The organism is Meiothermus hypogaeus (assembly GCF_003574035.1).
GTDB classification, from domain to species: Bacteria; Deinococcota; Deinococci; order Deinococcales; family Thermaceae; genus Meiothermus; species Meiothermus hypogaeus.
Window position 1 is genome coordinate 17,445 of sequence record NZ_QWKY01000004.1, and the last position, 22,388, is coordinate 39,832.

The window sequence follows — 22,388 nt, forward strand, 5'->3', positions numbered from 1 at the left end:
GGTCGGGACAGCCATTGGCCTGAGACCTGAGACCCGAGACCAGAACTATGGGACTTCCAAAACGAACCAAAATTGTGGCCACCCTGGGGCCCGCTTCGCGCTCGCCCGAGATGGTGCGCGCCCTGATCGAGGCCGGGGTGGACGTCTTCCGCCTCAACTTCTCCCACGGAATGCCCGACGACCACCGCGAATCGGTGCACATGATCCGGGAGGCCTCGAGCGCCCTGGGCCGCACGGTGGCCATCCTGCAAGACCTGCAGGGCCCTAAGATTCGCTGCGGGCGCTTCCGCGAGGGCGCGGTGGAGCTGCAGGCCGGGCAGAAGTTCATCATCACCTCTGAACCCATCGAGGGCGACGAGACCCGGGTTTCGACCACCTACCGGGGCCTGCCCAACGACGTAACTCCAGGGCAGATACTGCTCCTGGACGACGGGAATATCCGCCTGCGGGTGGAGGAGGTTCGCCTCAACGATATCCACACCACCGTCGTCATCGGGGGGCGGTTGTCCAACAACAAAGGCATCAACATTCCCGGGGCCGACCTCTCTATTCCGGCCCTGACCGATAAAGACATCGACGACATCGCCCTGGGGGCCGAGCTGGACGTAGACTGGGTGGCCATCAGCTTTGTGCGCAGCCGCGATGACCTGCTTTTGGCCCGCCACTACCTGAGCCGCCACAACTCCCGCGCGCGGCTGATGGCCAAAATCGAAAAACCCAGTGCGGTGGCCCGCTTCGACGAGATTCTGGAAGAGGCTGACGGCATCATGGTGGCCCGCGGTGACCTGGGGGTGGAGATGCCCCTGGAGGAGGTGCCGGCAGTGCAGAAGCGGATTATCCTCAAGGCCGTGCAGGCCGGCAAGGCGGTCATTACCGCTACCCAGATGCTCGAGTCCATGATTAAGAACCCCAGCCCCACCCGGGCCGAGGCCTCGGACGTGGCCAACGCCATCTTCGATGGCACCGACGCCATCATGCTCTCGGCGGAGACCGCCGCCGGGCAGTACCCGGTGGAAGCGGTCTCGTTTATGAGCCGGGTCGCCAGAACCATTGAGGCCACCCAGGAGTACAAAGACCGCCTGAATGCCCTGCGGCCCCCGGCCAACCGCACCGTGCAGGACGCCATCGCCCGGGCAGTGGACGATGTGGTGGAGTCCACCGGGGCCAAAGCGGTGGTGGTGTTTACAGCTACAGGCGGGGCGGCCCGCCGGGTGGCCCGCACCCGACCACCGGTACCCATTCTGGCCCTGACCCCCAACCCCCATGTGCGCAACCAGCTGGCCCTGGTTTCCGACGTGCTGCCCCTTCTGGCCCCCGACCCCAAAGACACCGACGACATGGTGGAAATTGCCGTGGCCAAGGCCAAGGAGACCGGGCTGGCCGAGGTAGGTGAGTATGTGGTGATTGCCGCCGGCGTGCCCTTTGGGGTTCGTGGCACCACCAATATGATCCGGGTAGAGCGGGTGAGTTGAAGAAAACCGTGCTCAGCCATAGGGCCTGGCTTGCACCCAGCAATCTGCGCTCCAGAGGTGATATGCCCAACTATCGAATAGCCTTGCTGATCTTGATTTTGCAGGCCTTGACCGGGGTTATGGCCCAAGGAGTGAGTATGAAACGTCCAGATGCACCTCCTCTGGCTCAGCGAGGGAATTTTGTGGTCGGGGTCAAAACCCTGCAAATGACCGACTCGAGCCGCCAGAACCGCACCATTGCCGCCGAGGTCTGGTACCCCACCAGCGGAACCCAGCAGAACCTTGTTTACGAAAGCGTGGTAGGACAAACCCCGGTTCGAATCAGCGGGCGCGCCAACCGCGATGCCACCCCTGCAAACGGCCGATTCCCCTTGATTCTGGCCTCGCACGGACAGCCCGGCACCCGGTTTCAGTTTGCTTACTTGAACGAACACCTGGCCAGCTGGGGGTTTGTGGTAGCCGCCCTCGAGCACCCCGGTTCGACCTACCAGACCCTCACGCAGCAAAACTACATCACCAGCATTGCCGACCGTCCACTGGACATCCTGTTCGCCATCGGCGAGGTGGCCCGGCAGATGCCCAGTGCGGATGCCAGCAATGTGGGATTGCTGGGCTACAGCTATGGCGGCTATTCCGTCATTAATGCGGCCGGAGCCGGGCTTGACGGCAGCGCCCTGAGCGAGTACTGCCGCAGCAGCAACGAGGGGCCCTGTTTTGCTCTGCCTTTTTTTGCCCAACTGGAGGCCCAACGTGGCTTGAATATGGTTAAGCCCGACCCCCGCATCCAGGCGGTGTTTGCCATGGCCCCCTACGGCCAGCCCTGGATTGGGGCCCGCTCGCTGGCCAACTTCAAGCTGCCATTGTTCGTGGCGGTGGGCGAGGCCGACGACGTAGCTACCTACCGCCGCGACGGGCTGGAATATTTCCGTAAGGCGGGCTCGAGCCAGAAGTACCTCCTGACCCTGGCCGCTGCCCAGCACAACCCCTTTGTGGAGTGCACACCCGAGGTGCGCAGCAGGGAAGAGGACTACTGGCGTTGCTGGGAGCCGGTGTGGGATCAGGAACGCGCCCACGATCTGGCCCGCCATTTTGCCGCCGCATTCTTCCTGCGCTTCTTGCAAAATAACCTCGAGGCCGGGAATTTCCTGAACCCCAGCCTACCCGGATTCAAACCGCGCACCACGGTAGGGGTCAAGCTTGAAACGCGCTGAAGGTGCTTTGTACCCAAAGCGCATCGTCCCCAGTGGCTGGTTTAGAGCGCCCTTCGCAGACGTTGCCGCCCGGATGAGCGGCAACTGTTCTGTCTGGGACAAAGGACTCCTTACCCTGGGAGGCTCGATCTTTGTGAGGAGCGCTCTGTAGGTTGTCTTTTTTGAACCCTTGAGCACACCCCTCCCGAACGGTCGGCGAAAAAAACCTCACCCTTCCAAGGGGCGGTATCGCCCTCCGCTACGCGGATAACTTCGGTGGGGTTGGTTCGTTACCGTTCGGTAACGAACCAACCGAATCCGGTACTACCTGGCAGACCGGCGCTCTTTGAGCACATTCGCCGCACTGCGCAACAGGCGCTGTTCTGCCCGGGTTAGCCCAAGACCCTGGATGAGGATAATATCATCCGCCAGATCTTGGGCGGCTTCTGCACGGCCTATGCGTAACAACGAATCCAGCTCGGCTAAGAGGGCATCGAGCGCATCCAGGGGCAGGTTTGGAGCTGCCAGCACCACTTTTTCAGCTTCTCTCGGCTCGACTTTGAGCATCCCGCCCCCCAGAGCATGACCTTCAATTTCAGCGCTCAATCGGGTGAGGGAGGTTTGCCATAAGCAGGCCAGGCCGGCTGCGCCCAGGGGGCTGGTTGAACGCAAGCGCAAAATGTGCAGGCTATTTGGGGCCACTACATGCGCTTCATTGGCTACCAGACGCGGATATTCACCGCTCATGTAGGTGAGAAAAGCGTCCGGCTGGTAGACGTAGGGTACGGCATACCAGGGGTCACGAACCCGGCATTTGTGGGCCTGGTGCGTACCTTCGGATTCGCCGTAAGCCAGGTAGGCTTGCAACTCCAGGGGCAGATCGTTCTTGCCGGTGATGTGCAACAGGTAGCCACTATCGCCACGCAACAGCCCCCCTTCCCAATCCGATTGGGTAAACCTCAGGCCCGATAAACCTCGAGCCCTACGAACCGCGGGCTTAAGGTACCTTGATGAAATGCCCCACTTGGCCACCTGCCAAGGACTCAAATGGAAGAAGCTGTTGTTGCCCGTCACATAGCCGATCCCCACATCGGCCAGCTCGCCTAGGCGCTGGGTCTGCTGGGAATGGCTCAACTCACGGTACAGCGCTCTGGCCTTTGGTGGGAGGAAGTATTCGATGATTCTTTGCCGGCCCGAAGTTAATGCCTGCGCTTCGATGCTTTGCCTTTCAAAGGCAGGGTCGAGGTTGTTCAAATCGGAAGGTTTTTCCAAATCCAGCAAATGGAAGTGAGCAGTCTTACCACCTTTGCCCTCGGCAAGCAAAAGGAGTGTGTCCTGGCTCAGGCTCGGGAAAAGCTTTTTTCTGAAGGTGAGAAAAGCAATCTGGTCAAAACTTCGGGCCAGGTATGCGAGCAGCGGCCGCGCATAAGCAGCGTGCCCAAGCTCCATGGGAATTACCATACCCAGGCGCCCGCCGCCACAGAGCATCGCCACGGAGTGCACAAGAAAAGGAGCCCATGAACTAGATAACATACTGAGTGCGAGGCCTTCCGAAGATGCCCGGGCCATCGCCCTGGCTCGCCCCTCGCCAGTGAAGCGCTGGTAACGAATGAACGGCGGATTGCCCACAACAGCAGTGAGCGAGGGTATCTGGCCTGGCAACAGGTCGAAAAAATCGCCCAAAATAAGATTGGATGGGCGAATTCCACTGTGTTCCAGAACCAGCCGGGTGCGCGCGTGTGCCTGCGGGTCAATTTCGACCCCGAAGATTTGGTTTCGGGGGTTGCCACCTAGTTGTTCCAGTCTTTGGACAGCAGCCTGTAGAAAAACACCTCCGCCAAATGAGGGGTCCAGAACCGAATCGTTCGGCGTGCGAATTGCCCAGCGCACCAAGAAGCCGGCGATGGTTTGGTCGGTATAGTAGGCTCCTAAAGCCTTGGCAGCCTCTCCAGATGGGCTTTCAGGAAGTCTAAAGGCCACAAAACTCAGCCTATCACTACGAGGTAGAATATGGCCAATCGGCCAGGACAATGGGTAGAAAAAACCTGCGGGCCAGGTTTTGCTTGGCAGAATCCGGTGTGTGATATATTACATCTCACTGGTGAACCTCGTGGAGATAAGAATCCTCTGGAAGAAAAGAAGCTATCGGCAAGTGTCGTGCTATGGCCGACGATGTGGAGCAATCCCTGGCGGCCAATCTTTTTCGTAGCTGACAGATTCCTTGAAGAGGTGAACATGCCTGTGCCGGAATTTGTCCCAACCCTCCAGCGCCCTATCCTGCGGGAGTCGGTTTACCAGCAACTGCGCGACTGGATCGTACAGGGAATCCTGGAACCCGGGGAGCAGTTGCGCGACCAGCAACTCGCGGAGCGCCTGGGCGTGAGCCGCACCCCCGTGCGCGAAGCCCTGCGCCGCCTGGAGGACGAGGGTCTGGTCGAGACCGCCAAGAACCGCTGGACGCGGGTCAGGCCGGTTGACCTGGACGAGGCCGAACAGATTTATCCGATCCGTGCGGCGCTGGACAGCATGGCCCTGAAGCTTTCATTCCCCCATCTGAGCAAAGCCCACCTGAGCGCTATGCGGGAGGCCAACGCCCGCCTCAAGGCCGCGCTCAAAAAGGGCGATATCCCTGGAGCGGTCGAGGCCGATTCGGCCTTCCACGATGTGTATGTTCGCCCCTGCGGTAACCTCGAGCTAATCGACATCATCCAGGGGTTGCGGGTGAAGCACCACCGCCTCGAGCTCGCCTACTTTGGCAGCCCCAAACTGGGGCTGGTCTCGGTAGAGGAGCACGCTGGAATTATCGAAGCGGTGGTTGAGGGGGATGTTCGGCAGGCCGAACGACGCTTGTATCGCCATTTCCAGGGCGCCCTGGCCCGCCTGAAAGGACGGCCCTAAGACCAAACCATCGCGGAGGGTTCGTCCTTCTCGGGAGTCCTGCCCATGAATGCCATCAAACACCTGCTCAACGACCTTGCTCAAGTGACGCGCTGGCCTACCAGGTCTGCTGAGAAAACGGCAGTAGCCGAATACCTGGCTGCAAAATTTCAGGCAGGTCAAAGCTACAACGGGACGCAAATCAAGACCCTCCTGAACGCCTGGCACACCTTCGAGGACTGGGCCTTGTTGTGCAGCGAACTGTGCGAACGCGGCTTTCTGACCCCCGAAACCAACAGCTCTGGCTATGTACGAACGGCCCTTGGCCCATCCGATCCCGGGCACCGGCTGAAGCTGGAAAACATCCAGCAAGCCGCCCGCAGCATTGACCCGGTCTTTCTCAACACCCCCCAATTCTCTGCCGAAACCTTAAGCCAGGTGCTGGGCGTCGAACTCGTGGTCAAGGTGGAAACCCTTAACCCCATTCGCTCTTTCAAAGGCCGTGGGGCCGAGTATTTCTTTGTGCGCAACCCCAGCCTGAAGGAGGTGATCTGTGCCTCGGCGGGCAACTTCGGACAGGGGATGGCCTACGCGGCCCGCAAGCGTGGTGTCAAGCCAACCGTTTTTGCCTCGATCAATGCCAACCCGCTCAAAGTCGCCCGGATGCAGGCCCTGGGCGCCGAGGTTCACCTGGTAGGTGAAGACTTCGATGCGGCCAAGCTTGCAGCCAAGGCCTATGCTGCAGAGCGCAGCCTGACCTTTGTCGAAGATGGCAAGGATGTGGAATTCAGCGAGGGTGCAGGTACGATGGGCCTGGAGCTGCTGCGCTACCCCAAGCCCTTCGATGCCCTGCTGATTCCCCTGGGCAACGGCGCCATGCTGGCTGGCATAGCCCGCTGGGTCAAGGCCCAGGCGCCCGAGATCCGCCTGGTGGGGGTGAGCGCCGCTGGAGCCCCGGCTATGGAGCGTTCCTGGCGAAGCGGAACCCTGGTGCAGGCCCCTTCCATTGCTACCATTGCCGACGGCATCGGGGTGCGGCTCCCGATACCCGAAGCCCTGGAAGACCTCGAGGGGTTGATAGACGAGGTACTGCTGGTCGAAGACGCCACCATCCTGCAGGCCATGCGGCTGGTGCACCAGCACCTGGGGCTGGTTTTGGAGCCCTCCGGCGCGGTGGGTATTGCGGCCCTCCTAACCCACACCCAGTTCAAAGGGCGAAGGGTGGCTACCGTTCTGTGTGGGGGCAACCTGACCGAGGAGCAGATGAAATTATGGCTGTAAACGCCCTTCCCCCCACACCCCAGGCGGCTTTCTGGCGGGGTGTGCTGGTCTCGCTGCCCATTGCGGTAGGCATCGTGCCCTTTGGCCTGGTCACCGGCATCGCGGGCGTGAAGGTGGGCTTGAGTGCAGTGGAAGTGACCGTAATGTCAGTGCTGGTGTTCGCCGGGGCGGCCCAGTTGGTGGCCCTGCAGCTGATGGGGGCGGGGGCCTCCATCTTCTTCGTGTGGCTGGCCACCCTGGTGGTGAACCTGCGCTACATCATGTACAGCAGCGCGCTGGCCCGGCCCCTAGAAACCCTGTCTGGGCGCATGAAAATACTGGCGGCTTTCCTGATGGTGGATCAGAACTTCGCCCTGGCCCTGAACCAGTACGGGGTGCTGGGCCCAAGGCTCACCCCCTGGTTTTATCTGGGTATAGGTGTGTTGCTGTGGCTAAACTGGGTGGTCGCTACCTACCTGGGCGCGCTGCTGGGGGCGCGCTTGCCCGAGGCCTGGGCGCTGGACTTTGCGGTGCCGCTGTGTTTTCTGGTGCTGCTGGTGCCGGCGGTGCACGACCGCCCCAGCCTGGCGGCGGCCCTGGTGGGGGGCCTGGTGTCTACGGCCCTGATCGGCCTGCCCTATCGCTCGGGGCTTTTTATTGGGGCACTGGTGGGCATTGGGGCCGGTGTATGGCTGGAGAACCGGATGGGAGCGGGGCGGGAATGAGCGACCTCGAGCTCTGGATCACCCTGCTGGGCATGACCCTGATTGCTTTTGCGCTGCGCTACGGGCCGCTGGTGATGCTGGAGCGCTTTCAGCTACCACCCAATCTGCAACAAGCCCTGCGCTACGTACCCGCCGCTACCCTGGCCGGCCTGGTGTTTCCGGCCCTGCTGGCCCCGGGCGGCCAGTGGGCTATAGGGCTCGACAATGAGCGCTTGTTGGCCGGAGTTATTGCAGCCCTGGCGGCCTGGCGCTTCCGCAACATCTTGCTCACGCTTTTGGTGGGCATGGGGGCTTTGTGGCTTTTGCAATGGATGGGGGTTTAGGGTGCAGCTTTCTACCCTGGCCCCCATCCTGTTTGTGCTCCTGTGGAGCACCGGCTTTGTGGGGGCCAAGCTGGGCCTGCCCTACGCCGAGCCCTTCACCTTTTTATGGGTGAGGATGGTCATCGTGGTGGGGCTGTTGACAGGCCTAGCAGCCTTGCTACGCTCCCCCTGGCCCCGTGGCTGGGTGCTGAACCTGCATATTGGCATCTCGGGACTCTTGCTGCACACGGGCTACCTGGGCGGGGTGTTCTTTGCGATCTCGAGGGGTCTCCCGGCGGGCCTCTCGGCGCTGATTGTGGGCTTGCAGCCTATCCTGACCGCCATTCTGGCGCAGTTTTTGCTCCGTGAGCGGGTGAGCAGGGTGCAGTGGGTCGGTCTGTTGCTGGGCTTTGCGGGGGTGGGGCTGGTAGTAGGGGAGAAAGCCCTCTCGGCCCGCCTGCTCTCTATTGAGCCCCCAGCTTTTGTGGCCATTGTGCTGGCTTTGCTCTGCACCACCCTGGGCACCCTCTACCAGAAGCGCTTTGCGGTGCAGATGCCCCTGGTGGGGGGGACGGTGGTGCAGTATATCGCGGCCTCGGTGGGGCTTTTTGTAATGAGCTTGCTGTTCCGCGAGACCATGCAAATCCAGTGGACCCAGCCGTTTGTGTTTGCCCTGGTCTGGCTGGTTCTGGTGCTCTCGGTCGGGGCTATTTTGCTCCTGATGTACCTGATCCGCCACAACTCGGCCAGCACGGTAGCCAGCCTGTTCTACCTGGTGCCGCCCGCTACCGCGCTGGAAGCCTATTTTTTGTTTGGTGAGCGGCTGGGGGGGTGGGCCCTGCTGGGCATGGGGTTGGCGGCGGTAGGGGTGGCATTGGTGGTGCGGCGGTAAAAGATAGGCCAAAGCACGGGTGCTTCCCGGTTCGTCGTCGGGTAGCCACCCTGCAGGGGTCGCATAGAAACCTTCGCAAAAACCCAGCAGCTTTGGTATGAAAGCGAACCTGCCCGGCCCGGGCAAATTTTGCTACACTCTAAACACGCCTGCCCTCAGCCTGGCCCTGTTGCTTTGCAGCGTGGGTTGCATCTGGCGTTGGTAAGTGAGCAACCGTGGGGGCTCTGTATGATACCGGATTCAAAAAGACAGTTTACAAAACCAAAAACACCAGAGGCTGTCTTTTTGAATCCTAGAGCACACCCCTCCCTGTCGGTCGGCGAAGAAAGCGTCTCCCTTCGGTCGGGTTAGTTCGTCACCCTTTGGTGACGAACTAACCGAATCTGGTATGAGATCTATAAAAAGCGCCCACATCAACTGCCAGGGGATGGCGGGGGGTTGGAATCGGAATCCTGCGGGCCTCCCTCCACACTCTGGCGGGGCCTGAAGGCGTCAAAATGCCCAGAGTGCGGAGGTGGTTATATGAGGCGAACGGCGGTGCTTCTGGTTCTGGCCCTGGCTGCTACGACCATTGTCTGGGGTGCGCAGGGTGTGGTGGTCTTGCTCAACGGTGTGCGAACCTCAGACGTTCTTCAGTCCGGCGGCAAAGTCTACATCTCGACCGAGGCGCTTCAGAAGGCGGGCGCTGAGGTCACGCGCCGCCCAGATGGCTGGTCGGTCCAGTTCATCCCGGTGGGCGGGCGGCTGCAGGTGGAGGCTGTGGAGGGCGTGGAAGGTGAATGGATTAGCAATGGCACCTGGCGGATTCGCGTGTCGGAGGTGCAGCCAATCGCCAACCCCTTTGGGCGCGGTGAGGGTTACGCGGTTCGCGTCGAAGTGCGCAACCTCGGCAAGCAGCCAGCCAGCATGTACGGAAGTGGGCTGGATAGGGTGCAACTCCTCGACGCCGACGGCAATACGCTGTCGTTGGCCGACGCTTCCTTCAAAGACCGCTACACGAGTGTGCCGCCAGCGGGGGGGTTTGCGAACGTCCTGCGCTTCGGCGATCCGCAGAACAAACTCCAGACACCGGGCCGCCCAACAAAACTGCTCGCACTTTTTCGATCATCGGGCGGTAAGCCCTCCCTGCCCCATTTCCGCATCGCTTTGAAGGGGCAATAAAGCATCTGGGGGTTGTTTGCCAAAGCGCACTCTGCTTGCATCTTTTAGCCCATGCAGATAGCTTCTCGGATGAGAGCATATCCTCGACGCAGAGGCACGAGCGGTCGGGCGGCTTTCAGGAGGCCGTGAGCGATGGCGCCGCCCGCTTTGCAATTTCCCGCCGCACCACTGGCGCGACCTCTGTCCCGAAAAGCTCGATGGCCCGCATCATCTTGGCGTGGGGCACGGTGCCCACGCTCAGTTGCAGCAAGAAGCGCTGGTGGCCGAAGATCTGGTGTTGGTAGAGGATTTTCTCGATGATCTGCTCGGGGTGGCCCACAAAAAGCGCCCCGCGCAGGTTGGTGCCGGCCTCGTACTGGGCGCGGCTTTGAGGAGGCCAGCCGCGTTCGCGCCCGATGCGGTTCATGACCGGGCTGCTGGTGGCATAGGAGAGCTCGAGGGCCTCTTTGGGGTCGTCGGCAATGAAGCCGTGGGCATTGATGGAGAGGGGCTGGGGAGGCAGGTCTAGCTGGCGGGCGGTCTGGCGGTAGAGCTCCAGAAGGGGAGCGAAGCGCTCGGGCAGGCCGCCGATGATGGCCAGGGCCATGGGCAGGCCCAGGCGGGCGGCCCGCACCACCGAGGTCGGGGTGCCGCCCACCGCCACCCACACCGGCAGCGGATTCTGCACCGGGCGCGGGTAGATGGGCTGGCCCTGGATGGCGGGGCGGTGCTTTCCGCTCCAGGTGACGCGCTCCTGGGCGCGGATTTGCAGGAGGAGCCCCAGCTTCTCTTCGAACAGCTCGTTGTAATCGTCTAAATCGTAGCCAAACAGGGGAAATGACTCGATGAACGAGCCGCGTCCGGCCATGATCTCGGCCCGGCCCCCCGAGAGCAGGTCGAGGGTGGCGAACTGCTGGAAAACCCGCACCGGGTCGTCGGAACTGAGCACCGTGACGGCGCTGGAGAGGCGGATGCGCCGGGTGCGGGTGGCAATGGCCGCCAGGATGACGGTGGGGGCGCTTGCGAGGTACTCTTCGCGGTGGTGTTCGCCCACCGCAAACACATCCAGGCCCACCTGGTCGGCCAGCTCGGCGGTCTCGAGCAGGTCTTTCATGCGTTGTGCCGGGTCTTGCAGCAGCCCGGTGTAGGGGTCGGGGGTGTTTTCGACGAAGGTATACAACCCGAGCTCAAAAGGCGAAGGCTCCATGAAAAAGCACTATACTATTTATAGCGAAATAAACCCTGAGCCAGAACACGTTGGCCGCACGGGGCTTTCACGCTTCACGCCGAACCAGGCTTTGCAGTACCTCCAGAACCATCGCTCCGATGGCCGCCTTGGGGGCTGTCCGCAAGACGGGCTCGAGCATGCCCAGTCCTTCGGTCAGCATTTGTTCAGCCGTGGCCTGGGCATAGGCCACCGCGCCCGATTGCAAGAGCCGCTGGTGCAGCCAGGCCACCTCTGGGGCCGGTTTTTCTTCTCTGGAAATGCAAAGCAAGCGCTCGGCCCGTGTCCGCTCGTCTGCAGACGCATTTTGCAGGTAGTGTAGCAAGATCAGGGTGCGCTTGCCCTCCCACAAATCCCCAGCAATCTCCTTGCCGTACTTGGCCGGGTCGCCTACCAGGTTGAGCACGTCGTCCACAATCTGAAACCCGATGCCCAGCTTCATGCCAGCCCCTTCAAAAACAGCAGGGGGTTCCACACCGGCGGCCAGGGCGCCCAGCCGCAGGGGGGCCACGGCGGTGTAGTAGGCGGCCTTCTGCCCCACCATTTCCAGGTAGTCGGCTTCCTGCAGATCGAAGCGCTGGTGCTCCATCCAGGTCATCTCGAGGTGCTGCCCCTGGGCTGTGAGCTCCACCAGCCGGACAAACTCCAGCAGCACGGCCTGCGAGACCCCGGCCTCGATGAGCAGGGCCCACTGTTTGGCGTGCAGTGCGTCGCCGGCGTTCAGGGCCAGCGGAACCCCATACACCTTGTGCAAAGCGGGCTTGCCCCGCCGTTCGTCGGAGGCGTCCTCGATGTCGTCGTGGATCAGGGCCCAGTTCTGGAAGAGCTCGAGGGCCGCCGCAACAGGCAGGAGTTGCTTGACCTCGGCCCCATAGGCCAGCCCGGTATAGACCAAAAGCATCCCGCGCAGCATCTTGCCGCCGCGCTCGGGGTAGTCGCGCAGCATCCGGGCGTACAGGGCCAGTTCGGGTCGCCTGGCGGCCTCGGGGTTGGGCAGGGCGTCCAGAAGGTATTGCTGAATCGCCGCGCGTACCTGAGCGGGGGAGAGGGTTGCGGTCATGGATAGATACTACGGCGACACCGCACAGAGGGCAAAAAGCCGGGTCGCCGAGGGACGAGCTGGCCTCCGCTTATTTCTTTGCCAGAGGTGAGGAGCGGATGCAACGCCTGCTGGCCCTGGTTTCGCGCAGCTTGCCCCGCCCTTTCTGCTATTTACGCTTTACATTATCTGCGTCGCTTTGTATCATATAATCTTGCAATGGCAGCAGGGCCTGCGCTAAGGGTGAGCATAGCCCGCCAACATTTGGTGTTTGTCAGCGGTTGTGTGCGCCCTATGGGTGCGCTACACTAAAGCTCCACAGGAGGCACAAATATGGGTATTCTTGATCGCCTTTCCCGCCTGATTCGGGCCAACATCAACGACCTCATCAAGCGGGCCGAAGACCCCGAAAAGATCATCGAACAGGCCCTGGAAGACATGCGGGCTACGCTGCGGGATGCTCGGATGGAAGTGGCGGAGGCCATGGCCGAGTTGAAGAAGCTCGAGCGCGAGCAACAAAACTACGCCGAACAGGTGCGGGCCTGGGAACAAAAAGCTGCCGAGGCCCTCCGGAGCGAACGCGAAGACCTGGCCCGCGAAGCCCTAAAGCGCAAACAGCAGGCCCACGCCCTTTCCGACGGCTTTGCCCAACAGGTGGCCCAGCAGCAGGCCCTGGTTAACCAGCTAACCACCCAGCTAAAGGCGCTGGAAGGCAAAATTCAGGAGTCCGAGGCCAAGAAAGCCCTGCTGATTGCCCGCAAGAAGGGCGTGGAGGCCGCCGAGACGGTGCGCAAGTTCGAGTCCAAGGTGGACACCCACAGCGCAGTGGAAGCCTTCGAGGACATGGAACGCCGCATCGAGGCCATGGAAGACAAGCACGCAGCCCTCTCGGAGATGGACAAGAACAACATCGAGAAGGAACTCGAGAGCCTGGGCAGCAGCAAGGAAGTCGAGGACGACCTGGCCCGCCTCAAGCGCGAGCTTGGCATAGCCTGAGCCGCGGCTTTGGCATAGTCAAAACCCCCCGATCGACTCGGGGGGTTTTGTGCGAACGTTCTACAGGTTACGAAGCCTTCGATAACTTTTGAGTGTCAACTCTGGCTCAGAAACACCTCGCCCAACTGGGCCAGGCTGCCTACCGCCTGCCCGCTGGGCAGGTGGCGCACCACCACAGCCAAGGCTTCACCGGGGGCTCTGCTCACCTCTGCCACTGAGAAAAGCTCCCCATCCACCTCCACCGTGACCTCGCGGGCGCTGCAGATCTCCACCAGCCGGAAATACCCCAGGCCCAGCCACTCCTCGCCGAAAATGCGTCGCAGTTCCTCATAGGCCACGCTTTTGTACCAGGCCTCGCCGGCCTGCAGGGCCTCGGCCCGGTAGGCGGCAATGGCCGCGTCGCGCAGGCGTTTTTCTTTGCAAATGCCCATAATCATGTGTAGAAATTAGGGCTGTTGCGTCATCTTTTGATAAAAAACGGGCTGACAAAAAGGCGTTTTTATCTGTAACAGACGTATTTTCTTACTTTTGGTTCGAATGTGGCTAAACTGGGCTCTTAATACTCGAGCAAACCCCGGCCAGGGGGTAGAGCTGGATTACCCGCGAAGCTATGCAGACGCTGCCCTGACGACCCGTGGGTATCGTTCAAGCATGTACCGGAGCTCGTGGTACCTGCAGGCAGGCAAGCTGGCCCTGGCGCTGGCTATAGGGCTGGGCCTGGCTTCCCTCACGCTGGCACCGTGGGGTCTGGGCTGGGTGCTGGGGCTGGGTTTGCTGGGTGGGGGCCTGGCCTGGGTAGGGTACAGGCTCCTGGGGCGGGCGCAGATAATGGATGCCCTCCCTGCCTACCCCCTATTGGGGCCGTGGCTGGTGTCGGGCGCGGCGCCCAGGGTGCGCGCTCGAGCGACCCTACGCAAGTCCCCGCCGGCCTGCCTTAGCGAGTCCGAAGTGGCCCAGATGTTGGCTGAACTGCGCTCGGCGAAAACCACGGCCCCATGTGAAACACTGCGGCTCGACCCAAAGCTCTTGCGGCGGTACCGGCGGCTACAAAAAAGCGGCATGCAGCCCTTATTTGAGCTGGAAACACTCAACGAGGTGGCCTAGCGTTTGTGGGCGTGGATCCCTGAGCGCTGTGGTTACCTGGGGATGTGGGACTTGCGTATGGGCGAAGGGGGCGTATTCTGAAAACAAGGTGGCCGGTATCGCGTTGCTGGAGTTGATGCTCCTGTTGCTGGTGGTGGGGCTCTTGGCCTGGGCCTTGGGTGCGGGTCGCAGCCTGCCCCTGCCGCAAAGCGAACAGGCCCAGCGGCTGGAACTGGCCCTGGCCGAAATAAGGCAGCAGAGCCAGGGGCTTTCCCACCTGCGCGAACCGCTCAAACAGGTGCGGCAGTATGGGCGGGATTTGCGCAAACTGCTGCCGCGCCTGGCCGAACTCGAGCACTTTCTGGCCAAGCCGGGCACCGAAGGCCCCACCCGGGATCGCCTGCTGGCGCGCTACCACGAACTAAACCAGAGCTTCGAGCGGGGGGTGGAGTACCTCGAGCGCCTGGGGGCCGAGCTGGTGCTGGTTTTGGGCATCGAAGAACCCCCGGCCCTGGCCGAACTGCCCTTGTTCTTAATCGAATTGCGCGAGGTTTTACATCCGCCTGCCACTGCCAGAAGGTAAATTGAAGCGATGCGACGAATCGCTCCACTGCTCCTGCTACTTTTGGTGGCCTGCGCACCGCGTGCCACTGAACCCCAGACCAACACCGCCATCATTCAAGGCCCGGTGGGGTTTTACCCTTCTCAGCCGGGGCTGGACTGGGTCTATCTCCCGCCCCGGGCCTCCATTGGCGACCCGCCGGTGCGGCTTTCGGTCATCGGCCCCACCACCTTTGAAGGCCAGCCGGCCATCCGCTACCGCTTGAGCGGGCGGGGCCTCGAGCGCTCCTACTACCGCCAGGTAGACGCCAGCGGGGTACGGCTTTTAGGCATGGAAGACTTCGATCGGCTGCAAGTGACCCGCTACACCCCGCCCATCCAAGAGTATCCGCCCCAGGCCAACCTCGTGGTCGGGGCCCGCTGGGGTGGGCAGACCCGCGAGGTCATCGAGCTGCGAGCGGGCAACAATGTGACCCGGGTGAGCGACCGGGTGCTGGACTACACCTATTCGGTGCTGGGCAAGTCCAATGTGACGGTGCCGGCTGGTAGTTTCGAGGTTTTTCGCATTGCCTGGGAGATCCGCGACCCCCGCAACCCCAACCTGCGTGAAAGCTTCGAGCTATGGTTCTTCCCTGGGGTGGGCGAAATTTTTAGTTCGGTGAATTTTAGCGACCAGGGCGGACTTTCGCTGGTTGACCGCAACTTCAAATAGGTCCCCTTAGCCTGCCCCTTTGTTCTCTGGGGTACTGCAACAGGCCTGTAAACCCCTAAAGTTGAGAGCAATATGCGCCAAACCACCGTGTTATCGCCAGGTCGTTTTGGGAGGCATCTGTGATTCTGCAAAAGGTCAACCAACCCCAAGACCTTAAAACCCTCTCTCAGGAAGAGCTGCTGCAACTAGCAGAAGAGCTACGCAGCGAGATTATTCGGGTGTGTGCCCAGAACGGCGGCCACCTGGCCTCCTCGCTGGGGGCGGTGGAGCTCATTGTGGCCCTGCACAGGGTGTTTGACTCTCCCCGCGACCGCCTGCTTTTTGACGTGGGCCACCAGGCCTACGCCCACAAAATCCTCACCGGGCGCAAGGATGTCATCCACACCATCCGCCAGGAAGGGGGCATCTCGGGCTTTACCAAGGTCTCGGAGAGCGAGCACGACGCCATTACGGTGGGCCACGCCTCCACCTCGCTGGCCAACGCCCTGGGTATGGCCATGGCCCGCGATACGCTGGGCCAGAACTATCACGTGGTGGGCATTATTGGCGACGGCGCCCTGACGGGCGGAATGGCCCTGGCTGCCCTCAACGTAATCGGGGAGCGCAAACCCAAGCTCCTGATGATCCTCAACGACAACGAGATGTCCATCTCGGAGAATGTGGGGGCGCTGAACCGCTATTTCAAGGAGTACCAGACCAAGAAATGGGTGCAGGACACCCAGAAATGGGGCAAGCAGGTGCTGGAGGGCATCTCCCCTAAGCTCTTCAACCTCGTAGACCGGGCCAAAGAGGCCGCCAAGCTCATGCTGCACCAGGAAAACCCCTTTTACGCCTGGGGCATCCGCTATGTGGGGCCGGTGGACGGGCACGACCTGCCGGGTCTGATTCACATCCTCGAGCAGATTAAGGAACTCGATGGTCCCACCCTGCTGCACATTGTGACCCAGAAAGGCAAAGGCTATGGGGTGGCCGAGGAAGACCCCATCTACTGGCACGGCCCCCCCGGCTTCAATCCGGAGAACCCCACCAAGGTGAGTAAGGGCTACTCCTGGTCGGCAGCCTTTGGCGATGCCGTGACCGAGCTGGCCTACCAGGAACCCAGACTCTTCGTGATTACCCCGGCCATGCGCGAGGGCTCGGGCCTGGTGCGCTACTCCCAGACCCACCCCGAGCGCTACCTGGACACAGGCATCTGCGAGGATGTGGCGGCTACGGTGGCGGCGGGCATGGCCTTGCGGGGGCTGAAGCCGGTGCTGGCGATTTACTCCACCTTCATGCAGCGAGCCTTTGACCAAATTGTTCACGACATTGCCATCGAAAATGTGCCGGTGGTGTTCGCGGTGGACCGGGCCGGGATTGTGGGGGGCGATGGGGCTACGCACAACGGGGTTTTCGACATTGCCTACTTGCGCACCATCCCCAATGTGCAAATTGCCGCCCCCAAGGATGCCCTTGAACTGCGGGCCATGCTCAAGAAAGCCCTTTCGCTGGGCGCTCCCATCGCCATCCGCTACGCCCGCGACAACGTGGAAAAAGCGCCTGAAGGTGCTTGGCCCGAGATTGAATGGGGCAAGTGGGAAGTGCTCAAGGAGGGCCGTGAGGCTTACATCCTGAGCTTTGGCAAGACCCTCAAGTACGCCCTCGAGGCCGCCGGGGACAACCCCGAGGTGGGCGTCATCAACGCCCGCTTCATCAAGCCGCTCGATAAGGGGATGCTCGAGCGGCTGGCCCTGGAGGGCTATAAGCTGGTCACCACCGAAGACCACCAGAGGATGGGGGGCTTTGGCAGCGCGGTGTTGGAAGCCTTTAACGAACTAGGTCTGAAACCCGATATTCGCGTGCTAGGGCTACCTGACCGCTTTTTCGACCACGGCTCCATCCCCCGCATGCACCACGAGGCGGGCATTGACGCCGAGGCCATCCGGGCGGCCTTGGCCGAGATGGGCGTGGGTATCAAGACCGCTACCCACCGGGCCTGAGGGCTCCCTTAGTCGCGCCCTTCAAAGAGGTTGCCGCTGTTATGCACGGCTTGCGCCGGCTCCACCCGATTCGGTCCTTGTGCACAGGTAACTTGTTTTGTGGTACGTTTTGAAGCACGTTGAATGCCCAAAATTGCGATGTGCGGCTTATTGAGAGGGAATGTATTGTATACCGAATTTTTTGTTACCAGATTACTAGAAATGCTGCACCGCTAAGGGAGGCCTTGGGGCCTGTGCCCTGCAAGGCAGTAAGTAGGCTGTATGAAACGCTTTGCGCTGGTAGCTAATACCTATTGGTTGGACACCCCCCAAGGCCCGCTGCTGGTGGACTCGGGAATGCCCAACGAGAACCGTAAACTTCTGGGTCTTTTGGGCGAGGAAAAACCTGCTGCACTGCTCCTGACCCACCACCACCTTGACCATGTGGGTGGGGCCCGGAAGCTCTGGGAGCGCTTTGGCTTGCCCATCTATGCCCATCCGCTCGATATTCCCTTTATTGCTGGAGAAAAGCGCCGCCCGCCCTTTCCGCCCATTCCCTGGCTGGGTGACTGGATTGCCAACAGCGCCAAACCCGTGCCTAAAGAAGCCCTGACACCGGTGGGGGAGGGTGCGGTGGTGATGGGCTGGCAGGTGGTTCATCTTCCGGGCCACACGCCTGGACAAATAGGTCTGCTGCGCGAAGGGGTGCTGATTGCCGCCGATGCCCTGCGTGTTGGGCCTAAAGGGCCAATCGTTTCACCGGCGATGGTCAACCACGACACCCAGGAAGCCCGGCGCACGGTGGGGAAGATAGCCCGCCTCGAGGCCGATACCATCCTGGTGGGCCATGGGCCACCCACCACCCTCGAGGCCGTGCGCGCGCTAGCGGAAAAGCTAGGGGTCTAGTGCACGGGTAACTTGTTTTACGGCGCGATTTGCAGCACGTTGAATGCCCAAAATTGCGATGTGTGGCTCATTTGGAGGGACCACAGTGCGTGCCGATTTCCTGGCTACCAGACCACTAGCGCTGAATATCACCCTTTTTTACCGGCAACCCCGCGGCCTGCCAGGCCGAGATGCCCCCGGCCAGGTTGTAGACCTCCAGCCCTTTACTGGCCAAAAACTCGGCGGCTTGCTGGCTGCGGCTGCCGCTTTCGCACTGGCAGATGATGGGCTTGTTCTTGGGCAGGCTCTCCCAACGTTTGGCCAGCTCGGCCAGCGGTAAGCCCTGAGAGCCGGGAATTTTGTTCATCTTGCGCTCGAGGGGGGTGCGCACGTCAATCATCACTGCCCCGGCCTTGAGCTTCTCCTGGGCCTCTTTGGCCGAGATACGGGGCACCCTGGGCCCCAGCCCCAACAGACTTTTGAACCAACCCCACATAGCCCTCAGTTTAGAGCGTTCTTCACAAAAATCGAGCCATCCGGGATTATGAATCCTCTGTCATGGAAAAAAAGCGGCCGCCTGGAAACTCGAAACCCAAGCACCCGTGGGCCGGCCCACGTTTTGGGTGCATCACCCGCGTCTGCTAGGGAATGGCCCAGACGCAAAGCAGACGGCGTTCCACCCCGCTTTGCGGCGAAGAAAGCGTATCAGCGGGTGAGGTACGCCTCTTTGTGCCTCTCGTTTTTACGGGCGGTCAGGTCTGTGAAGAGCGCGGTGGGGGGCGGACGCCCTTGCGAAATATATCCCCAGGGGGTATACTTGATATACCGGTGGGGGTATATCAGGCCCCCAGCCAAAGGAGAAACCATGTTCTTAGACGAGAAAATTCAAGCCCAGGTGCGCGAAATGCTAGCTCCTCTTCAAAACCCGGTGGAGCTGGTGGTGTTTACTACCTCGGGTATCGAACTTCCCGGGCAGGAAGTGGGCCTTCAGGACGAGACCCTGGGCTTGCTAAAGGAAGTTGTCGCTTTGAACCCCAATCTCAGCCTGGAGCAACGCTCTTTGCACGCTGACCCCGAAGCCCAGGCCCTGGGCCTGAGCTATGCACCTACCATTCTGTTGCGTGAAAAAGGCTCACAGCGCAATAACATTCGCTTTTTGGGGCTGCCGGCCGGCTACGAGTTCAGCACCCTTATCGAGACCCTGCTGATGCTGGGCACCGGCGAGACCAAACTGGGTGAAAAGTCGCAGGTCGACCTGCAAAAAGTGACCTCGCCGGTGCGCATGCAGGCCTTCGTGACCCCAACCTGCCCTTACTGCCCCCAGGCCGTGCTCGCGACCTACAAGCTGGCCTACCACAACCCCAACGTTATCGCCGAGGGAGTGGAGGCCAGCGAGTTTCCCCAGCTTTCCAGGCGCTACAACATCTCAGGGGTGCCCGACACCATCATCAGCGGGGCTACCCAGCAGCGCATCCTGGGCGGGCAGCCCGACCGGGTGTTTGTGGAGGCGGCCATCAAAGCCAGCGCCGGGGTGGTGGCATGAGGATAGCCCCCCTCTTGCTGCTGGCCCTTTTCTCCTGGGGTCTGGCCCAGCCCAGAATCGTCACGGTAGACGACCTGAGGGCGGCCCTCGCCAACCCCAAGGTGCTGGTGATTGATGTGCGCACCCCGCAGGAGTTTGCCCAGGGCCACGTCAAAGGCGCGGTCAACTGGCCCTTGCAGGAGATTGAGCGCTGGTGGAGCCGGGTGCCCAAGGATCGCCCGGTCTACATCCACTGCAACACCCAGAACCGCAGCGGCGTAGCGGTGCAGTACCTGATGGGCAAGGGCTACCAGAACCTCAACCTGGTGCATGGGGGAATTCAGGCCTGGATGTCGCGCAAATACCCCATTACCCGCTAAAGGGGGGTTGCCATGTCCACTGCTACCGAACCCACTCCAAACACCCCCTTCGACCCCAGCGAAAAGACCCGGATTATCCACCGCTTGCGCCGTCTGGAGGGCCAGGTGCGTGGCCTGCAGAAGATGGTGGAAGAAGACCGGGAATGCCGCGACATTCTTACTCTGTTGAGTGGGGTCAGGAGCGCGCTGGAATCGGTGGGAGAGGAGATACTGGAGGCCTACCTGGCCCGCTGCCAGGCCGACCTCGAGCCCCCCGCGCCCGCCCAACTGGTGGAGATGGTGCGGCTGCTGAGAAAGTAACTTTCCAGCGTACATGGGAAAGAGGGGCTGACAGCCCCTCTTTAGCTTCGAATGCACCCAAAGCTTTGAAAACCACCTCTCCTCCCGAAATGGCTTCGAGAGTGGAAGCGCTTTTTACGCCAACCCCCCTATTGCTCGAGCAAATCCTGCAACACCAGGGTGGAAGCAGGCGTGGGATATACCCGGTCTCGGCCCGCTTGTTTGGCCTTATAGAGCGCCTGGTCGGCTTGCTCGAGCCAGCGTTGCACGGTGGCCATCGAGGGAGGAATCTCCCCACCGGCCAAACCGCCCGAGATGCTCAGGTTCCAGCCAATTGGGTCAATGTGCAAGGCCCGTACCTCGGCCCGGATGCGCTCGAGCACGTGGTAGGCATCCTCGAGGTCGGCCCCAAACAGCACCAGGCCAAACTCTTCACCCCCCAGCCGCACGGCCAGGTCGTCGCTCCGGCTGGCTTTGCGCAGCAACTCAGCCAGTTGTTTGAGTACCTCGTCGCCGACCGGGTGGCCGTAGGTGTCGTTGACGCGCTTGAAGCGGTCTATGTCCAGCAGGGCCAGGGTAATGGGCTTGCCCCGCTCGCCCGCCAGGCGAATCAGCCGCTGCATCTGGCGCTCAAATCCCCGGCGGTTCAAGAGGCCGGTAAGGGGGTCGGCGTAGGCTTTGCTGCGCCATTCGTTGAGGGTTAGGGAGAGCCGCAGTCGCTCGGTGAGCAAAGGGGCCAGGGCTTCCAGCCCCCGCTCGTCCTTGGGGGGGCCGGAAAAGTAGAGCCGACCTTCGGCGGGGTGCTCGAGGGCCAGCTCAAAGGTATGCACGTAAGGGCCACTCTGGCCTGCCCGGACGGTCACATCCGAGCGTACCTCCAGCCCCACCAGGTTGCTATAAAGCGGCTTCAGGCCGTGTAGAACGCTTTGTAAAACCCCTTCGGGAATCAGGTGCTGGGTAGACTGACTTTTGCTGGAGAGGGTCTCGAGCAAGTTGATCCACAACTCCAGCTGGCGCTCAGCGTTGCTGATGCGCTGGTAGATGACCAGTCCAATCCCGCCCAGGGCCAGCAAAACTGCATATCCCCACCCGGCCAGGATGAGCGGTCCAAAGGCATGGTTGGCCTGGCCCAGCCCTATGCCCAGCAGCACCAGGCTGCAAAGCAGGGCGGTCGGGATAAACCCCAACAAAACCTTACCGATACGCTCGTCTTTGGCCTCGAGGTAGCCTCCCCAGCCGATCAGGATGTAGCCCAGGGCCCAGGCAACATACACAAACCCTGCCGCCCCGTCCAACCACCCCAGGGCCAGGCTACCCCCTGCCTTGAGCAGCAGCCCCAAGCCCCACACCAGCCGGGCCTCGCTGGCCCGCCCCCGCAGGGCAGCTTCCAGTAAGGGAAGCGCAAAGAGCATCGGTAGCCAATCGACCAGCCAGACGACCTCAGCGAAACGCGAGGGCACCCAGTAAAGCGTTCCAGCCAACGCTGCCAGCAGAAGGGGCATCAGGGCCAGGGTCAGGCGGGGCGGCTCGGTGGGCTGGAGCTGACGCAGGTTGGCGCTCCAGGCCAGGGCTGCAACAAGCAGCAGCGCCTGGGAGGGTGTGAAGGGGGCCTCGAGGCCCTGGGTGCGCTCGAGCAGCCCAACCCCGGTCTGAAGCCCCCAGGCCAGCATCCCCAAACTGGCCCAGCGCCATACCGGCTCACCTCGGGCCAACCACCACAGCACCAGGCCGGCAGCAGTCGCCAGCAGCATCAGCCCAATTTCGGGATACCCCTCAGCCATTCCCTCGAAGGTAGCATCAGCCAGGGGGTGATCCTGGTGCAAAATGCACATCAAGACGTTACCTTTTACCCCTTTTTGCCGTTACCTGCCGCACCGCATCTTAATCAAA

Annotated in this window: 23 protein-coding genes; 17 read left to right on the forward strand and 6 right to left on the reverse strand. The window is 61.6% G+C overall.

What is annotated here, in order from left to right; genetic code table 11:
* Positions 1 to 47: 47 nt before the first annotated feature.
* Together pyk and Mhypo_RS01650 are read left to right on the forward strand one after the other, a co-directional pair.
* Positions 48 to 1,472, forward strand: coding sequence for a pyruvate kinase (gene pyk, locus Mhypo_RS01645; protein ID WP_119339621.1), 1,425 nt, complete (start codon positions 48 to 50; stop codon positions 1,470 to 1,472).
* 137 nt (positions 1,473 to 1,609) lie between these two features.
* The gene (locus Mhypo_RS01650; protein WP_240637074.1) at positions 1,610 to 2,683 is read left to right on the forward strand and encodes an alpha/beta hydrolase family protein; all 1,074 of its coding nucleotides are present in this window, start codon (positions 1,610 to 1,612) and stop codon (positions 2,681 to 2,683) included.
* A gap of 303 nt (positions 2,684 to 2,986) precedes the next feature.
* On the opposite strand, the gene Mhypo_RS01655 is transcribed toward Mhypo_RS01650, so the two are convergent.
* Complete coding sequence (locus tag Mhypo_RS01655; protein ID WP_170148181.1) at positions 2,987 to 4,642, reverse strand: HsdM family class I SAM-dependent methyltransferase; 1,656 nt, start codon at positions 4,640 to 4,642, stop codon at positions 2,987 to 2,989.
* 255 nt (positions 4,643 to 4,897) lie between these two features.
* Between Mhypo_RS01655 and Mhypo_RS17875 the strand changes: the two genes are divergently transcribed.
* The 6 genes from Mhypo_RS17875 to Mhypo_RS01690 all read left to right on the forward strand — a co-directional run bounded on the left by Mhypo_RS17875 (position 4,898) and on the right by Mhypo_RS01690 (position 9,879).
* On the forward strand, positions 4,898 to 5,560 hold the full coding sequence (locus Mhypo_RS17875) for a GntR family transcriptional regulator (RefSeq protein ID WP_170148182.1): 663 nt from the start codon (positions 4,898 to 4,900) through the stop codon (positions 5,558 to 5,560).
* 45 nt (positions 5,561 to 5,605) lie between these two features.
* A complete protein-coding gene (locus Mhypo_RS01670) occupies positions 5,606 to 6,820 on the forward strand; it encodes a pyridoxal-phosphate dependent enzyme (protein WP_119339624.1) in 1,215 nt (404 codons plus the stop codon).
* Entirely contained in the window at positions 6,811 to 7,524 is a 714-nt protein-coding gene (locus Mhypo_RS01675) for an AzlC family ABC transporter permease (protein ID WP_119339625.1), read from the forward strand. Before Mhypo_RS01670 ends, Mhypo_RS01675 begins: the two co-directional genes overlap by 10 nt.
* Positions 7,521 to 7,847, forward strand: a complete 327-nt coding sequence (locus tag Mhypo_RS01680; RefSeq protein WP_119339626.1) for an AzlD domain-containing protein — start codon at positions 7,521 to 7,523, stop codon at positions 7,845 to 7,847. The genes Mhypo_RS01675 and Mhypo_RS01680 overlap by 4 nt, the downstream gene beginning before the upstream one ends.
* A gap of 1 nt (position 7,848) precedes the next feature.
* The gene (locus tag Mhypo_RS01685) at positions 7,849 to 8,718 is read left to right on the forward strand and encodes a DMT family transporter (protein WP_119339627.1); all 870 of its coding nucleotides are present in this window, start codon (positions 7,849 to 7,851) and stop codon (positions 8,716 to 8,718) included.
* Between the two features lie 522 nt (positions 8,719 to 9,240).
* A complete protein-coding gene (locus Mhypo_RS01690; RefSeq protein ID WP_119339628.1) occupies positions 9,241 to 9,879 on the forward strand; it encodes a hypothetical protein in 639 nt (212 codons plus the stop codon).
* Between the two features lie 115 nt (positions 9,880 to 9,994).
* On the opposite strand, the gene Mhypo_RS01695 is transcribed toward Mhypo_RS01690, so the two are convergent.
* A complete protein-coding gene (locus tag Mhypo_RS01695) occupies positions 9,995 to 11,065 on the reverse strand; it encodes an LLM class flavin-dependent oxidoreductase (RefSeq protein WP_119339629.1) in 1,071 nt (356 codons plus the stop codon).
* A gap of 67 nt (positions 11,066 to 11,132) precedes the next feature.
* Positions 11,133 to 12,143, reverse strand: coding sequence for a polyprenyl synthetase family protein (locus Mhypo_RS01700; protein WP_119339630.1), 1,011 nt, complete (start codon positions 12,141 to 12,143; stop codon positions 11,133 to 11,135).
* Between the two features lie 312 nt (positions 12,144 to 12,455).
* On the opposite strand from Mhypo_RS01700, the gene Mhypo_RS01705 reads away from it, so the two are divergent.
* On the forward strand, positions 12,456 to 13,118 hold the full coding sequence (locus Mhypo_RS01705; RefSeq protein WP_119339631.1) for a PspA/IM30 family protein: 663 nt from the start codon (positions 12,456 to 12,458) through the stop codon (positions 13,116 to 13,118).
* A gap of 95 nt (positions 13,119 to 13,213) precedes the next feature.
* On the opposite strand, the gene Mhypo_RS01710 is transcribed toward Mhypo_RS01705, so the two are convergent.
* Complete coding sequence (locus tag Mhypo_RS01710) at positions 13,214 to 13,555, reverse strand: hypothetical protein (protein WP_119339632.1); 342 nt, start codon at positions 13,553 to 13,555, stop codon at positions 13,214 to 13,216.
* A 214-nt stretch (positions 13,556 to 13,769) separates the two neighbouring features.
* On the opposite strand from Mhypo_RS01710, the gene Mhypo_RS01715 reads away from it, so the two are divergent.
* The 5 genes from Mhypo_RS01715 to Mhypo_RS01735 all read left to right on the forward strand — a co-directional run bounded on the left by Mhypo_RS01715 (position 13,770) and on the right by Mhypo_RS01735 (position 18,338).
* The gene (locus Mhypo_RS01715) at positions 13,770 to 14,222 is read left to right on the forward strand and encodes a hypothetical protein (protein WP_119339633.1); all 453 of its coding nucleotides are present in this window, start codon (positions 13,770 to 13,772) and stop codon (positions 14,220 to 14,222) included.
* 88 nt (positions 14,223 to 14,310) lie between these two features.
* On the forward strand, positions 14,311 to 14,784 hold the full coding sequence (locus Mhypo_RS01720) for a hypothetical protein (RefSeq protein ID WP_119339634.1): 474 nt from the start codon (positions 14,311 to 14,313) through the stop codon (positions 14,782 to 14,784).
* Positions 14,785 to 14,793: 9 nt separating this feature from the next.
* Positions 14,794 to 15,474, forward strand: coding sequence for a hypothetical protein (locus Mhypo_RS01725; protein WP_119339635.1), 681 nt, complete (start codon positions 14,794 to 14,796; stop codon positions 15,472 to 15,474).
* Between the two features lie 119 nt (positions 15,475 to 15,593).
* Positions 15,594 to 17,453, forward strand: coding sequence for a 1-deoxy-D-xylulose-5-phosphate synthase (dxs, locus tag Mhypo_RS01730; RefSeq protein ID WP_119339636.1), 1,860 nt, complete (start codon positions 15,594 to 15,596; stop codon positions 17,451 to 17,453).
* Positions 17,454 to 17,714: 261 nt separating this feature from the next.
* A complete protein-coding gene (locus Mhypo_RS01735; RefSeq protein ID WP_119339637.1) occupies positions 17,715 to 18,338 on the forward strand; it encodes an MBL fold metallo-hydrolase in 624 nt (207 codons plus the stop codon).
* 115 nt (positions 18,339 to 18,453) lie between these two features.
* Here the strand turns inward: Mhypo_RS01735 and Mhypo_RS01740 are convergent, their stop codons facing one another.
* Positions 18,454 to 18,813 (reverse strand): rhodanese-like domain-containing protein, encoded by a 360-nt coding sequence (locus Mhypo_RS01740; protein WP_119339638.1) that lies wholly within the window; start codon positions 18,811 to 18,813, stop codon positions 18,454 to 18,456.
* 369 nt (positions 18,814 to 19,182) lie between these two features.
* Between Mhypo_RS01740 and pdo the strand changes: the two genes are divergently transcribed.
* From pdo to Mhypo_RS01755, 3 genes are read left to right on the forward strand one after another with little or no spacing between them, the layout of a single operon-like run.
* Complete coding sequence (pdo, locus tag Mhypo_RS01745; RefSeq protein ID WP_119339639.1) at positions 19,183 to 19,860, forward strand: protein disulfide oxidoreductase; 678 nt, start codon at positions 19,183 to 19,185, stop codon at positions 19,858 to 19,860.
* Entirely contained in the window at positions 19,857 to 20,219 is a 363-nt protein-coding gene (locus Mhypo_RS01750) for a rhodanese-like domain-containing protein (RefSeq protein WP_119339640.1), read from the forward strand. Before pdo ends, Mhypo_RS01750 begins: the two co-directional genes overlap by 4 nt.
* A 12-nt stretch (positions 20,220 to 20,231) precedes the next feature.
* On the forward strand, positions 20,232 to 20,519 hold the full coding sequence (locus Mhypo_RS01755) for a metal-sensitive transcriptional regulator (protein WP_119339641.1): 288 nt from the start codon (positions 20,232 to 20,234) through the stop codon (positions 20,517 to 20,519).
* A 128-nt stretch (positions 20,520 to 20,647) separates the two neighbouring features.
* Here Mhypo_RS01755 and Mhypo_RS01760 read toward each other — a convergent pair whose 3' ends face one another.
* Positions 20,648 to 22,279, reverse strand: coding sequence for a GGDEF domain-containing protein (locus Mhypo_RS01760; RefSeq protein WP_170148183.1), 1,632 nt, complete (start codon positions 22,277 to 22,279; stop codon positions 20,648 to 20,650).
* Between the last annotated feature and the right edge of the window lie 109 nt (positions 22,280 to 22,388).